Consider the following 14620-nt stretch of genomic DNA (forward strand, 5'->3'; position numbering starts at 1 on the left):
CGTGCGGATGCGGCACCCGGCCCCCGGGGCGCATCCTGGCTGTGTGACCGGGAGAGAGGTGTGACCGGGCGGCCGGACGAGGGCGGACGGGTCCCGGACGACATGGCGCTGGTGCTCGCACGGGCCACGGTGACCGCGATCGAGGCGGTCGACGGCTATGCGGGCGGCGTCTACCTGCGCTCCGGCCCCAGCGGGCTGCTGCGGATGGCGTCCGTCGCCGGGCTGCCCGGACCGCTCTTCCGCCCCTGGTGGCGGATGCACGCCAACCGCCCCTACCCGGTCGCCGAGGCCCACCGCTCCGGCCAGGCCGTGTACCTGGCCGACGCCGAGGAGGCCATGCGCCGCTACCCGCAGCTGATGGCGGGGCTGCCGTTCCCCTTCGGCTCCCTGTACGTCCCCGTGGTCTCCGGAGCCGAGCGGTACGGGGTGCTGATGGTGCTCCGGGCCGCGGCCCCCGGCTCCTCCCTCGGCGACCGCGACCGCCGCCGGGTCCGGACGGCCGCCCGGCGACTGGCCGGCCGGCTGGCCGGGCTCGCCGCCCGGGGCGTCCCGGTGACCTGGGAGGACGAACCCCTGAACATCAGCCTGCCGGCGGCGCCGGAGGCCCCGCTGCGCACCGGCCGGTTCACCTGGGACCAGCACACCGGGCTGGTCTCCGTGGACCCCGAGCTCTGCGCCATCGCCCGGCTCGACCCCGCCGCGTTCCCCGGCGGGATCGACGCCCTCACCGCCGGCTGGAGCCCCGAGGACCGCCTCTGCCTACGCACCCTGGCCCGCGAACTGACCGAGCCCCCCGCCGAACCGGCCCCTCCCGCCGCCCGCCCGGCCCCGCCACCCGGCGAGTCCCCGTCGCCGCCCGGCAGGCCCCTGGCGCCGCCCTCCGGCGAGCCGGCCCCGCCCGCCGCCCGCCCGGCCCCGGCCGCCGGGTGCGTGCCGCCGTCCGCCGTGCACCGGGCGCCGCCCGGCGCGCACCCGGGCCCGCCCGCCGGTGAACCGGCTGCGCCGGGCACCCGCCCGGCACGGCCTGCCGAAGGCATGGCCGCGCTCCGCGAACCCCTGTCGCCGCCCGCCGGACAGGCGGCCGAGGCCGCCGAAGGCGCGGCGGCACCTGCCGTGGACCCGTCGCCGCCCGCCGAGGGCATGGCGCTGCCCGGCGGACAGGCGGCCGAGCCCGCCGAGGGCATGGCGACCCCGGAGCGGTATCTCGCGCCGGTCACCCGGCGGCTTCCGCTCGGCGGCCCCGGGGGACGGCGGCTGGTGGTGGACCTCTCCGCCCGGCCGGGCAGCCGGGTGGTGTGCGGGGTGGTGCTGGATCTCGGCACCGGCCCCGCCACCCTCACCGAACAGGCCGCCGACCGGCTCCCGCTGGCCGTCCTGGCCGTCGACCGGCTCGGCCGGATCACCTACAGCAACGCGGCGGTCCCCGCCCTCCTCGGCCACAGCCGCGCCGACCTCTCCGGGCGGGTGCTGTGGGAGGTGCTGCCCTGGCTGGGCCACCCGGCCTACGAGGACTACTTCCGCGCCGTGATGATCGGCAGCGATCCCGTCCAGTTCCTGGCCCGCCGCTCCCCGAACGAATGGCTCGCCGTGTACCTCTACCCCGGCCCCGGCGGGATCACCGTCACCGTCACCGCCGAGGAACACCCCGCCTACACCCCCGGCTCCCTGCTCCGCCCCGGCGCCGGCCTCGGCTCCCCGGCCGACCGGGCCTCCGCCCTCTACCGCCCGGTGGCCCTCGCCATCGCCCTCACCGAGGCGGTCACCGCACGCCAGGTGTCCGCCGTGGTCACCGAGGAACTGCTGCCCGCCTTCGGCGGCCGCCAGCTCGCCATCTACCTGCTCAACGAACGGCACCTCTACCTCGCCTGGGAGACCGGCTTCCCCCAGGGCTTCCTGGACCGCTTCGACGGGGTCTCCCTCGACGTCCGCCTCCCCGGGGTCGAGACCCTCACCTCCGGCCGGCCCATCTTCTTCGAGTCCATGGAGCACCTGGCCGCCGCCTATCCCGGCATCGACCTCGACGCCGAGGACGGCGCCCGCGCCTTCCTCCCCCTGATCGCCTCCGGCCGCCCGGTCGGCTCCTGCATCCTCGGCTTCGACCGGGCCCGCGGCTTCACCCCGGAGGAACGCACGGTGCTCACCGCCCTCGCCGGACTCATCGCCCAGGCCCTGGAGCGCGCCCAGCGCTACGAGTCCGAGTCCGCGCTGGCCCGCGGCCTCCAGGACGCCCTGCTCCCGCACCGGCTGCCGGTGGTCGACCATGTCGAGACCCTGGCCCGCTACCTCCCCGGCACCGCCGGCATGGAGATCGGCGGGGACTGGTACGACGTCATCGAAACCGGCCCCGGACTGCTCGCCCTGGTCATCGGCGACGTCCAGGGACACGGGCTCGCCGCCGCCTCCACCATGGGCCAACTGCGCAGTGCGCTGAGGGCGTTCGCACTGACCGAAGCCACCCCGCAACAGGTGATGAGCGGGATCAACCGGCTGCTCATCGACCTGGACCCGGGCCAGTTCGCCAGCTGCTGCTACGTCCTGCTGGACCCGGCGACGGGGGACGCCCGGGCCGTACGGGCCGGACACCCGCAGCCGCTGCTGCGCCACCCCGACGGCCGCACCGAGGTGCTCGACCTGCCCGGCGGGGTGGTCCTCGGGGTGGACGGGGAGGCCCGCTACCCGGTCAGCCGGTTCCACCTCGAACCGGGCGCCGTCCTTGCCCTGTACACCGACGGGCTGGTGGAGCACCCGGGGGCGGACATCGACGTGGGGGTGGAACGGCTGCGCGCCGCACTCGCGGAGGCCCCCGAGGAGCCGGGCGGGCCGGTCCATCTGTCCGACACGGCGGACCGCCTCGTCCGGGACGCGGGCGAGGCCGCCGACCGGCCCGACGACGTCGCCCTGCTGCTGGCCGCCCGCCGCCGTCCCGCCGACCGGGAGGCGGCGTCATGACCGCGCACCCCCGCCCGGGCCCGGGCACCGGCGGCGGGCCCCGCCCCGGACAGGGCGGGCCGCCCGTGGTGCCGGGGTTCGGCGCCCCGCACGGACCGTTGGACGTCTCCCGGGCGGCCATGGCCCTGCTGGACGGGGACGGCCGGGTCACCGGCTGGAGCCCGGCCGCCGCGGAACTCCTCGGCCGGCCGGCCCCCGAGGTCCTGGGCCGCCCCTTCGCCGGGATCACCGTCGACGACCCGGCGCCCGCCCTGCCGCCCGGCACCCGCGGGTTCCTGCGGGTGCGCCACGGGGACGGGCGCACCGTACGGCTGGCCGTCGCCGTCCTCGCGCTGTCGCCCGACGGCGTACCGCCCGACGGCGTACCGCCCGGCGACGTACCGTCCGGCGACGTGGCGCCCGGGCCCGGTGCCCGCCCGGCCGACCGGCTGCTCGCGCTGGCCGACGCCGCCGAGGCCGAGCAGTGGGACGCCCTCCAGGCCATGCTCCGCGGACTGGCCACCCAGTCCCCGGTGGGCCTGGCCATCTACGACACCCGGATGCGGGTGGTGTGGACGAACTCCGCCCTCTACAAGGAGATGGGCACCAGCCAGTACGCCGGACTGGGCCCCGACGAGATGGTCACCCACGGGGTGGTCCTCTCGCCCGGCATGCCCGCCACCCTGGAAGAGGTCATGGAGGAGGTCCTGGAGACCGGCGAACCCGTGGTCGACCTCCACTACGGGGGCCGCCCGCCGTCCGTACCCGACCGCGACCACGTCTGGTCCTGCTCCTACTACCGCCTCCAGGCCGCCACCGGATCCGTCATCGGCGTCTGCGAGGAGACCGTCGACATCACCGACCGCTACCTCGCCCAGCAGCGCCTGGACCTGCTGGTCCGGGCCGGGCGCAGCGTGGGCACCACCCTCGACATGGCGCGCACGGCCCGGGAGTTCGCCGAGGTCGCCGTACCGGCCTTCGCCGACGGGGTCACCGTGGAACTCGTCGAACCCCTCCTGGACCCGCACCAGCCCGATCCGCCCGGCTCCCGGTCCCCGGCCGGCGAGGGGCCCGCCGTGCGGCTGGTCCGGATCTGGCCCCCCGAGGAACGGCCGCCCGTACGCACCGGCCGGCTGGCGCCCGTACGCGAGCCGGGCCGACTGGCCGTACCGCTGCGCGCCGACGGCACGGACCTCGGCGTCGCCGCGTTCACCTGGCGGGACCGCGGCACCCCCTTCGACCCCGGGGAGCTGGCCGTCGCCGAGGAACTGGCCGCCCGGCTCGCCGTCTGCGTGGACAACGCCCGCCGCTACAACCGGGAGCACACCACCGCCCTCACCCTCCAGCGGAGCCTGCTGCCCCGGCTGCTGCCGCAGCTCTCCGCCGTGGAACTCGCCTACCGCTACCTGCCCGCCGACAGCCGGGCCGGGGTCGGCGGCGACTGGTTCGACGTCATCTCCCTCTCCGGGACCCGGGTCGGCCTGGTCGTCGGCGACGTGGTCGGGCACGGCCTGGGCGCGGCCGCCACCATGGGCCGGCTCCGCACCAGCGTCCGGGTGCTCGCCCGGATGGACCTGGCCCCCGACGAACTCCTCTCCCGCCTCGACGACCTGGTCACCCAGTCCGGCGAGGAACGGGCCGCGGTCCGCGCCGAGGGCGAGGAGCCCACCGAGGACGAAGCCCTCGGGGTCACCTGCCTGTACGCCGTCTACGACCCGGTCACCGGAACCTGCACCATGGCCCGGGCCGGCCACCCGCTGCCCGCCGTGGTCGACCCCGCCGACGGCACCGTCACCTTCCCCGAACTCCCCTCCGGACCACCGCTGGGACTGGGCGGCCTGCCCTTCGAGTCCGCCGTCCTCACCCTGCCCCAGGGCTCGCTGCTCGCCCTGTTCACCGACGGCCTGGTGCAGAGCCGCGACCGCGACCTGGACGAGCAGCTCGCCACCCTGCGCACGGTCCTCGGCCGCGCCCCGGCCGGCCGCCCGCTGGACGACCTCTGCGACGAGGCGGTCGCCGCGCTGCTGCCCGCGCCCGGGGACGACGACGCCGCCCTGCTGCTGGTCCGCACCCGGGTCCTCGGCCGCGACCAGGTGGCCGTCTGGGACCTGGCCGACGACCCGCAGGCCGTCGGACGGGCCCGGGCCGCGGCCGCCGCCCAGGTCCGCGCCTGGGGACTCGACGAGGACCTGGTGTTCACCACCGAGCTGGTGGTCAGCGAACTGGTCACCAACGCCATCCGGCACGCCGCCTCCGGACCCGTCCAACTCCGGCTGATCCGCGACCAGACCCTGATCTGCGAGGTCTCCGACACCGGGCACACCTCACCGCACCTGCGGCACGCGGCCGGGGACGACGAAGGCGGCCGCGGACTGTTCCTGGTCGCCCAGACCACCCAGCAGTGGGGCACCCGCTACACGCCCACCGGCAAGACCATCTGGGCCGAACAGGCCCTCCCCGCCCCACCGCCCGCCGAACCCCCGGCCTAAGGGCTCAGCGCCGAGGCCAGCTGGGTGCGGGAGCGGACGCCCACCTTGCGGTAGATCCGGCTCAGCATCGTCTCCACCGTCTTCACCGAGACGAACATCTGCTGCGCCACCTCCCGGTTGCTGGCCCCCCGGCACACCAGCCCGGCCAGCCGCAGCTCGTGCTCGGTGAGCCGGCCGGCGGGCGCGGCCGGCCCGGCCGCCCGCTCCGGCAGACCCGCCGGGCGACCGGTCAGCCGGGCCAGATGCTCCTCGGCCAGCGCCGTCCAGGGCCGCGCCTCCGCCCCCTCGAACAGCACCAGGGCCTTCTCCCAGGACGCCCGGGCCGCCGCCCGGCGGCGCCGGCCCCGCTCGATCCGGCCCCGGGTGAGATGGGTCCGGCCCGCCTCCACCCGCAGCCCGAGCCGGCCGAACCCGCGGGCGGCGTCCGCCAGCAGTTCCACCGCCTCGTCGTTCCGGCCCTCCAGATGGGCGCACACCGCCCGGGCCCGGGTCAGCGCGGCCCGCAGCCCGGCGTGCCCGGCGTGCGGGCCGACGGCGTCCTGCATCCGGTCCAGCAGGTCCACGGCCTGCCCCGGCCGGCCGGCCGCCGCGAAGGCCTCCACCGCGTCCGCCTGCCAGCGCAGGATCCCCGGATCCGCCGCCCCGGCCAGCGCCTCCAGCTCCGCCACCTCCGCCAGCGCGGCCGCAGCCGCCCCCACGTCCCCGGTGTGCAGACGCACCGCGCCCAGCATCCACAGGCTCCGCGAGGTGTACAGGGCGTCGTGCTCCTCCCGGGAGGCCCGCACACCCTGCTCCGCATACCGCAGGGCCTGCGCGAAGCTGCCGCCGCAGCCGTGCGCGAGCGCGGCCGTGTACCAGGCCGGACCGGGTGACAGACCCGCCGTCTCCGTGAGCTCCACGGCCCGCGCCGACCAGTCCAGCGCCCGGGCGCAGCAGCCCAGCCCGGCGTCCACCTCGGCAAGGCTGCGCCACACCTCCACCAGGTCCTCGGCCTGTCCGGCCGCCTGGGCGGACGGCAGCAGCCCGATCAGGGCCCGCCGGGCCTCGGCCAGCCGGCCGTCGAACACGGCGTGCCGGGCGGCCAGGTACTCGGGGCTGTTCCGGATCCCGAGCCGGGGCGGCGGCACCGCCAGGGCCAGCGCGCGGGCCAGGGTGACCGGGGCGCTGTCCAGCCGGCCCAGCACCCGTTCCATCCGGGCCCGCATGGTCAGCGCCGCCGCCTCCAGCAGTACGTCCCCGCACACCCTGGCCAGTTCGGTGGCCGCCCCCGCGTGCCGCAGCGCCCGGTCGGCGGCGCCGCCCCGGATGTTCGCCTGGACGGCGGCCCGCAGCTCCACCGCGGCCAGCAGGGCCGGATCGGCGCCGGCCAGTCGGCGGGCCGAGGCCAGCAGCGGCTCCACGGCGGCCAGGTCCTGCCCGTGCGCGTCCGCCACCGCCAGCAGGGCGTGCACCTGCTGGGCCGGGCTGCCCCGGTCGGCGGCGATTCGTGCCGCCGCCTCCCTGGCCAGGTCGGCGCAGCCGGCCGCGGCGGCGTCCGAGGCGGCCGACGACAGCCGCTCCAGCCGCAGCCCGTGCAGTCCGGCCGGGGTCAGCCGGGCGGCCAGCAGCATCAGTTCGGCGGCCGGCCCGCGCTCCCCGGCCTCCCGGGCGGCCGCCGCGGCCCGCGCGGTGTCCTCGGCCACGGCCTGATCGGCGACCTCCTGGGCCAGCGCCCGGTGCCGGGCCCGCTCCACCGGATCCGGCACCGCCCCGGCCAGGGCCCGGTGGATGGCCGTGCGCTGCCCGGCCGTGCCGGTGGCGGCCGCCGCCTCGGCCAGCGCCTCGGCGGCGAACCGGGTCCGGGCCGGAGCCACCGCGTCCGGACCGGCCGCACCGCCCGGGGTGAGCAGCCCGGCGCGCGCGGCGTGCCCGAGATGGTCCTCGGCGGCGGGCCGGCCCGCCTGCCGCAGCAGGTCGGCGTCCGGCCGCCGGGCCAGCGCGGCCACCCGCAGGGTGTCCCGCACCTCGGCGGGCACACTGCCCAGCCAGGCCCCGGCCAGCTCCCGGACCTGCGCGGGCCAGTCGGGCCGGCCGTGCGCGTCCGGGGTGCCGGCCGCCGCGGCGAGCGAGCGGCAGCAGACGTCGAGCAGCGCCCGGTGGCCCCCGCAGTACCGCTGCACCGGGGCCGCCCAGCGGGCCGGCAGACCGACGGCCCCGAGGGCGGTGGCCGTCTCGGTCAGGTCCGCCGGGGTCACGGCGAGCACCGGGGGGTGTCCGCCGAGCAGGTCGGCGGCCGCCGCCGGGTGCCCGGCGGTCCGCTCGGCGGCCACCACCGCGAGCCGGCTCGCGGGCAGCGCCTGCACCGCGTACCCGAGGGCGTCCGCGCTGGCCCGGTCCACCCACTGCACCCCGTCCACCACCAGCAGCACCGGGGCCCCGCTCCCCAGCGCCCGGACCACTGCCACTGCTGTCCCCAGCCGGTCTCCTGGCCCGGCGGCCCCGTCGGCCCGGTCGTGCCGAGCCTCGTACGAGGGCGAGGGCGAGGGCGAGGGCAAGGGCGAGGGCAAGGGCGAGGGCAAGCCTGAGGGCGTTGGCGTCGGCGTCGGTGTCGGCGGTATCGGGGCCGGTGCGGGGCCGGTGGCTCCGGGGTGTTCCGCCCCTATGGCGCCCAGCAGTTGGGCGAGCGCCGCGTACGGCAGGTCGCGGTCGGCCTCGCGGGTGCGGATCCGGAGGCAGCGGCGCCCGGCCGGTCCGGCCTCCGCCCCGGCCACCAGCGCGTCGAGGAGTTCGGTCTTCCCGGCCCCCCAGGGCCCGCTGACGGCGAGCCGGCCGTGCCGTTCCAGCAGACCTGCCGCCGCGCGGACCAGCCCGGGCCAGCCCTCCTCGGCCGCCCCGACGCCGTCACCGCCCGTACGCCCGCTCACACCAGGCACCGTAGGCCTCCGCCCGCCCCCGGACAACGTCCCGTCCGCCCTCCGCGTCAAGGCAAGGGATTCCCCTCATACGGGTGCTCCGGGCGGTGTCCGCAATGCGGTGCGGCGGGGACGGGGGATCGCCCGGATACCGGCCGGGTGGCGGGCCCGGGACGCTGTGGGCCGTTCCGGTGGGGCGGCCGCATCGGCCGAACGGCCCCCCGGGACATCCGTGGTGACGGATCGTCATCATGGCCCCCCTCCTGGAAGGACCGCTCCACCCATGCGCGTTCCCCTCCGCCGGTCCCTGGCGACCGGTATCGCCGCCGCGGCCGTCCTGGCCGGTCTGGCCGCCCTCCCCGCCCACGCCGGCACCGCCACCGCCGCCACCACCGGAAGCTCCGCCGACCCCATGGCCGACCCCGCCGCCGGGACCGTGCAGGTCCGGGGCGAGGTGCGGGCCGCGCTCCGGCGGGACCTGGGCCTCTCCGAGGCCGCCGTCGACCGGCGGCTGGCCCGCGAGGCGGCGGCCTTCCGGGCCGCCACCGCCGTCCGCGGCAGTGTCGGCGACCGGGTCGCCGGACTCTGGTTCGATGCCGCGGACGGCCGGCTGCACGCCGCCGTCACCGCCGCCGGGGACGCCGGAGCGGTCCGTGCGACCGGGGCGATACCCCATCAGGTCCGTCATACCCGGGCCCAGTTGGTCGAGGCCGCACGGGCCGTGGCGGGCTGGGCGGACGGGGTGCCCGGGGTGCTGTCCTGGGGACCCGACGTCCGAGCCAACCAGCTCGTGCTCACCCTCGACCCGGCCCGCGCCACACCCGCCACCACCGCGCTCCGGGGCCGGCTGGCCGCCCTCGGCGACCTGGTGCGGGTCGCCGAGTCCCAGGACGCGCCCCGCCAGCAGGGCGGCAGCGTGGTCGGCGGCGAGAAGTGGGTGCCGGGCAGCGAGAGCCCCTGCTCGATCGGGTTCCCGGTCACCCGGACCCAGGGCGGCGGCAAGGCCTTCCTGACCGCCGGGCACTGCACCAACGACGTCAACCAGGCGGCGTACGGCAAGGACGGCACCCGGGTCGGCACCTCCAACAAGGACGGCGCGGGCAGCGTCAACGCCCGCGAGGGCGACATGGGCATCGTGGACGTGGACCAGACCGGCTGGAGCCTGGCCCCCACCGTCTCCGGCTGGGGCACCGCCGGCGGGGACGTGACGGTGACCGGCTCCGCCGAGGCCGTGGTCGGCACCGCGATCTGCCACTCCGGGCAGACCACCGGCTACCGCTGCGGCGAGGTCACCAAGGTGGACCAGAGCGTGGACTACGGCAACGTGGTCATCGACGGCCTCTCCTACTCCAGCGCCTGCTCGGCCGGCGGCGACTCCGGCGGCAGCTATGTCACCGCCTCCGGCGGCAAGGCCGTCGGCCTGCACTCCGGCGGCGGCAGCGCCACCTGCACCTCCGGCAGCGGGGAGAAGTTCACCATCTTCCAGCCGGTCAACGAGGCCCTCACCCGCTTCCGGTCCACCCTGGTGACCAGCACCCCGCAGCCCGGCGAGGTGACGGTCGCGGCGGTCTCCGCACGGACCTCCGCCACCGGCACCCCGGTCGCGGAACTGCGGAACTCCGCCGAGGGCGGCACCGCCCCCTACACCTGGACCGCCACCGGTCTGCCCGCCGGCCTGGCCATCGCCTCCGCGACCGGTACGGTGACCGGCACCCCGACCACCGCCGGCACCTCCCAGGTCACCGTCACCGCGACCGACTCCGCCGGCCGCAAGGGCTCGACCTCCTTCACCTGGACGGTCACCGCCCCCGGCACCGGCTCCCCGCAGCTGACCAGCCCCGGCAACCAGAACGTGTACATCGGCCGCCCGGTCAGCCTCCCGCTCACCGCCACCGGCGGCACCGCCCCGTACGCGTTCAGCGCGGTGAACCTGCCGGCCGGACTGTCGGTCAACGCCGCCACCGGCCTGATCTCGGGCACCCCGACCGCCTGGGGCTTCCGCAACGTCACCCTCACCGTCACCGACGCGGCGGGCCGGAAGTCCTCGGTCACGGTCACCTTCACCGTCTGGTCCTGACCCGACCCCATCAGCCGCCCTCTCCGGGCCAGGGGGACCGGAGAGGGCCCGGGCCGCACGGGACGGCCGTGCGGCCCGGGGGCGGTCTCAGTCCCGGCCGCCCCGGCCGCCGTCCAAGGCGGTGATCGCGGCCCCGCTGCGGAGCCGCCCGGTCAGTTTCACCGGCTCCCGCCCGGGCCCGGCCGCCGGCACCGCCAGCGACCGGCCCCGGGCGGCGGCGCGCAGACCGCCGGAGGCCGAGATGGACACCGTCTCCCGGCTGCCCGCCGCCAGCTGGTACTGCCGACCCGAGGGCGCCCGCCAGCGGGTCCCCGCGAGCAGATGCTGCCCGAACCGGCCGCAGGCGGCGGTGGCCCGGGCGCCGGCCACCACCCGGGCCTCGGCGGACCCCGGCTGGAAGCGGACGACCACGTCCCCGGTCCCGTTCCACGAGGAGGACCGCACACAGGACCACACCGCGCGCCCCGCGTCCTCCGGCAGCTCGGTCTCCGCGAACTCCCACAGGTTCACCGCCCGCACCTCCTCCGCCCCGGGGCCGGGCAGCGCGCACAACGCCCGCGCCCAGGCGTTCCGGGAGGCCGCCCCGCTCACCTCCCGGGGCTGCCGGGCCGGGATCCCGGGGGAGGCCTGCGGCAGCGGGGTGTAGGTGAGATGCGCCGGGGTGAGTCCGCCGAGATCGGCGAGGACGAAGGCGTGCTTCTCCACGATCCGCGGGGAGGAGGCCACCTCCAGCACCGGCCGCCCGTCCCCGGCCCGGCATCCGGCCGGAACGCCGCCCAGCGCCGCCCGCACCACCCCGTCGGCGGCGATCCGCAGCGGCCGCCCGCGATCCTCCGGCCTGGCCAGGTCCCGCCGGGCGGCGGTCACGATCCACGGCGCCAGCAGGTACTCCGCCTCCACCGCGCCGCCCCCGGAGCGGCCCGCGCCGGCGGACCCGGTCCGGGGCGGGTCCAGGGCCACGGCCGCGGCGGTGGTCACCCCGCCCTGCTCGGCCCGCACCTCGGTCAGCCGCGGCGCACCGCCGCCGGGCTCCTCCCGGTAGCGGACCAGCCGCTCCCCGCCGAACAGCAGCAGCACCACGGTCCCGCCGGAGCGCTCGCCCGCGTACAGCAGCTGCGGGCCCGGCCCGGCCGCGTCGACCCGGTCCGCGGCCGCCGCCACGGCCCGGTCCAGGAGCGCCCGGTCCCCGGCCCGCGCGCCCCGGGCCGGCCACACGGTGAAGTCCAGCCGCCCGCTGTCGGCCCAGGCCTGCGCCGGTACCCGCATCAGCCGGGCCGAGGCGCCGGAGACGGCCGACCCGGCCGGTCCGGAGGCCCCGCCCGGCCCGGGGAGCCCCGGCCCGCCGGGCAGCAGCACCACCGCGGCGGCCACCGCGCACACCCCGGCCGCGACCCGGGCGGCCCGGGCCCGGGCCGCCCGGCGCAGCAGGTCGGTGGGCCGGGTGTTGACCTCGGCGGCATCGAAACCGGTGCCCCGCGGCAGGGTCTCGGCGAACGGCAGGGTCAGGCACCGGGCGAGCGCCGCATCCGGATCCCGCACCCCGGCGAGCTCCAGGACCCGCAGGGTCTCCTCCGCGTCGAGCCGGTCCACCCGGTGCAGCACGAACGCGGCCCGCACCTCGGGCTCCAGACCGGCCAGCAGCCTGGCCGCCTCCTCCACCCCGTCCGCGGTGGGCCATATCCGCAGCCCCCACACGTACGGCAGGGCCGGCGGCCACGGCAGCCGGCCGGCCCGGTACCCCAGTGCGGCCCGCAGCACCGCGCCCCGCACCGCCCCCGGCATCCCGGCCGGGTCCGTACCGCTCTCCCCGCCCGCCGTGTCGGACCCGGGGGGCGTCCGCACCGTACGGAGGGACCGCTGGACCGCCCGGTGTGCCAGCAGCACCCGGTCGTGCCGGTCCAGGCCGGCGGGAAGGGCGAGGTAGGCGAGCCGGATCAGCTGCGGGTAGCGCTCGACGACCACCGCCTCCGCCTGACGGACCGTCTCGGTTCTGGACCGCTGGAACATCGCCACGCCGAAACCAACGAGTCGATCATGGGATGGTCACACCCCGGCGGCGGCGCGCCGTCCGGAGCGCGCTCCCGCACCCGCCGGGCGACAATGGGCCCATGAGCGGTGGACGCCCCGCCCCGGACTCCGCCCCCGGTCCCGGCCGTTACGGCGAGGACGCCTTCCGGCCGGAGGCCGGGGGCGAGGCCGAGCGCATCGACCTGGGGGCCCTGACCTACGACGACACCACCATGGCCCGGCTCCGGCTGCTCGGGATCGGCCCGGGCGCCCGCTGTCTGGAGATCGGGGCCGGCACCGGCACGGTCGCCCGCCGCCTGCTGACCGAGGCGGGGGTGGCCGAGGTCCTCGCGGTGGACCGGGACACCCGGTTCCTCGCCGCCCACCCCGCCCCCGGACTGGTCCCGCTGCGGGCCGACATCACCGCCGAGGACTTCCGCCCCGGCCACCCCGGCGGCTTCGACCTGGTCCACGCCCGGTTCGTCCTGATGCACCTGCCGCCGCCGGAGCGGCTGATCGCCCGGTTCGCCGGACTGCTCGCCCCCGGCGGGGTCCTGGTCGTCTCCGACGCCGTCGACCTCACCACCGCCACGGCGCCGGACACCCCCTACACCCGGGCCGTGCGGGCCATGTGGGAGGGGCTGCGCGCCGGCATCGGCACCGATGTGAGCCGGGTCCCGCGCTATCCCGAACTGCTGCGCGCGGCGGGCCTGTCGGAGGTGGCGGCGGAGATCCACGTCCCGCCGCTCGTGCCGGGCAGCCCGATCAGCCGGTTCTGGGCGGACACCTGGGACCGGACCCGCCCGGCCATGCTGGCCACCGGCCTGGTGGACGGGGCCGGGCTGGACGCGGCCGAACGGTATCTGGACTCCCCGGACTGCGCCGGCCTGTCCCCGGGGATGCTCACCGCCTGGGGCCGGGCCCCGCGCCCCTGACCGGAGCTCAGGGCCGGTCGTACCAGGAGAAGGCGGTGATCCGCCAGCCCACCGGGGTGCGGACGAACTGGATGGTCTTGGTCCCGGCCCCCTCGAAGGGCTCGCCGTCCAGGATCCCCGCCTTGGCGTACTCGCCGAACCGGGAGGCGATGTCCCCGGCGATCTCGGTCCGTTCGGAGGTCTCCCACTCCGCGAACTCCCGCAGCCGGCCCCCGTCCAGCAGCAGCCGCCGGGGCGCGATGAACTCCTCGACCCCGTAGACGGTGAACTCCGGGCCGGTCTTCACGATCACCCCGCCGGGCACGACCAGCCGGCGGAGCCGGTCCAGATCGGCGGTCCGCCCGCCCCGGTTGTCGAAGGCCCCGAAGAACTCGGAGGTCACGGCGTCTATCTCACCCTTGGACATGACGGGACACTAACACCGGACCCGGCCGCCTCCGGGGCCCGCGCCCCCCTCTGCCAGGATGAGTCCATGACCGGCACGCATGAGACCAGCGATATCGACGAGGCCTTCCTGCGGAGGGAGTTCGAGGCCCTGGGGCTGCCCGAGGGGGCCGTCGTCGTGGTGCACTCCTCCCTGTCCGCCTTCGGCGCGGTGCGCGGCGGCGCCCCGGCCGTGCTGGCCGCGCTGCGCGCCCGCGTGGGGGAGCGGGGCACGGTCGTGGTCCCGGCCTTCACCCCGCAGGTGGCGGATCCGCACCCGGACGCGCGCGCCGCCGGGGACCCGGCGGCCGATGCGGCCCGGCGGGCCGTCCCGCTGTTCCACGACGCGCTCCCCACGCCCATGGGCGCCGTTCCGAACGCGCTCCTGGCGGTGCCCGGCCGGCTGCGCGGCAGCCACCCGCAGGCCTCGGTGGCGGCGATCGGCCCGCACGCGGCGGGGATCACGGAGGACCAGCCGCTGAACGAGGCCCTCGGCAAGGACTCGCCGTTCGACCGGATGTACGGACTCGGGGCGTACGTCCTGCTGCTCGGGGTGGGCCACGACCGGAACACCTTCCTGCACTTCGCCGAGTCCCGGGTCCCGGGCCGCCGGACCAAGCTGCGCCGGTTCCCCTACGAGATCGGGCACGAGCGGGTGTGGGTGGAGGCCCCGGACCTCGGGGACGACAACGGCCGCTTCTTCCCGGGGGTCGGTGCGGAGGCGGAGGCGGCGGGCCTGGTCCGGCACCGGGTGATCGGCGGGGCGGACTGCCGGCTGATGGAGAGCGTCCCCTTCACCGACTTCGCCGCCGCCCGGCTGACCGCACTGCTCGCGGAGCGGTCCGGGACGTTCACCCGATAGGGAACACG

8 protein-coding genes are annotated in these 14620 nt (G+C 77.7%); 5 read left to right on the forward strand and 3 right to left on the reverse strand.

The features are described 5' to 3' along the window. The first annotated feature begins 60 nt into the window (after positions 1-60). Both ACZ50K_RS06900 and ACZ50K_RS06905 read left to right on the forward strand, forming a co-directional pair. Entirely contained in the window at positions 61-2949 is a 2889-nt protein-coding gene (locus ACZ50K_RS06900) for a SpoIIE family protein phosphatase (RefSeq protein WP_468898336.1), read from the forward strand. Beyond that, positions 2946-5417, forward strand: coding sequence for an ATP-binding SpoIIE family protein phosphatase (locus tag ACZ50K_RS06905; RefSeq protein ID WP_468898339.1), 2472 nt, complete (start codon positions 2946-2948; stop codon positions 5415-5417). The genes ACZ50K_RS06900 and ACZ50K_RS06905 overlap by 4 nt, the downstream gene beginning before the upstream one ends. On the opposite strand, the gene ACZ50K_RS06910 is transcribed toward ACZ50K_RS06905, so the two are convergent. After that, positions 5414-8320: a helix-turn-helix transcriptional regulator gene (locus ACZ50K_RS06910; RefSeq protein ID WP_468898342.1), complete on the reverse strand. Its 2907-nt coding sequence runs from the start codon at positions 8318-8320 to the stop codon at positions 5414-5416. The two genes, ACZ50K_RS06905 and ACZ50K_RS06910, sit on opposite strands and share 4 nt — an antisense overlap. A 271-nt stretch (positions 8321-8591) precedes the next feature. On the opposite strand from ACZ50K_RS06910, the gene ACZ50K_RS06915 reads away from it, so the two are divergent. Continuing rightward, on the forward strand, positions 8592-10385 hold the full coding sequence (locus tag ACZ50K_RS06915) for a putative Ig domain-containing protein (RefSeq protein WP_468898344.1): 1794 nt from the start codon (positions 8592-8594) through the stop codon (positions 10383-10385). A gap of 87 nt (positions 10386-10472) precedes the next feature. Here ACZ50K_RS06915 and ACZ50K_RS06920 read toward each other — a convergent pair whose 3' ends face one another. Then, positions 10473-12392, reverse strand: a complete 1920-nt coding sequence (locus ACZ50K_RS06920) for a hypothetical protein (protein ID WP_468898514.1) — start codon at positions 12390-12392, stop codon at positions 10473-10475. A gap of 101 nt (positions 12393-12493) precedes the next feature. Between ACZ50K_RS06920 and ACZ50K_RS06925 the strand changes: the two genes are divergently transcribed. After that, entirely contained in the window at positions 12494-13327 is an 834-nt protein-coding gene (locus ACZ50K_RS06925; RefSeq protein WP_468898346.1) for a class I SAM-dependent methyltransferase, read from the forward strand. A gap of 7 nt (positions 13328-13334) precedes the next feature. On the opposite strand, the gene ACZ50K_RS06930 is transcribed toward ACZ50K_RS06925, so the two are convergent. After that, positions 13335-13733, reverse strand: coding sequence for a Cif family virulence factor (locus tag ACZ50K_RS06930; RefSeq protein ID WP_468898349.1), 399 nt, complete (start codon positions 13731-13733; stop codon positions 13335-13337). A gap of 66 nt (positions 13734-13799) precedes the next feature. On the opposite strand from ACZ50K_RS06930, the gene ACZ50K_RS06935 reads away from it, so the two are divergent. Continuing rightward, complete coding sequence (locus ACZ50K_RS06935; RefSeq protein ID WP_468898352.1) at positions 13800-14612, forward strand: AAC(3) family N-acetyltransferase; 813 nt, start codon at positions 13800-13802, stop codon at positions 14610-14612. The last annotated feature ends 8 nt before the right edge of the window (positions 14613-14620 follow it).

The sequence above is a fragment of the Streptomyces sp. NPDC033845 genome, assembly GCF_055576225.1.

What these genes read in the sequence shown, in the direction of transcription:
- ACZ50K_RS06905 (WP_468898339.1), top strand. Translation starts at nt 2,946, where the DNA reads ATGACCGCGCACCCCCGCCCGGGCCCGGGCACCGGCGGCGGGCCCCGC.
- ACZ50K_RS06915 (WP_468898344.1), top strand. Translation starts at nt 8,592, where the DNA reads ATGCGCGTTCCCCTCCGCCGGTCCCTGGCGACCGGTATCGCCGCCGCG.
- ACZ50K_RS06920 (WP_468898514.1), bottom strand. Translation starts at nt 12,392, where the DNA reads ATGTTCCAGCGGTCCAGAACCGAGACGGTCCGTCAGGCGGAGGCGGTG.
- ACZ50K_RS06925 (WP_468898346.1), top strand. Translation starts at nt 12,494, where the DNA reads ATGAGCGGTGGACGCCCCGCCCCGGACTCCGCCCCCGGTCCCGGCCGT.
- ACZ50K_RS06930 (WP_468898349.1), bottom strand. Translation starts at nt 13,733, where the DNA reads ATGTCCAAGGGTGAGATAGACGCCGTGACCTCCGAGTTCTTCGGGGCC.
- ACZ50K_RS06935 (WP_468898352.1), top strand. Translation starts at nt 13,800, where the DNA reads ATGACCGGCACGCATGAGACCAGCGATATCGACGAGGCCTTCCTGCGG.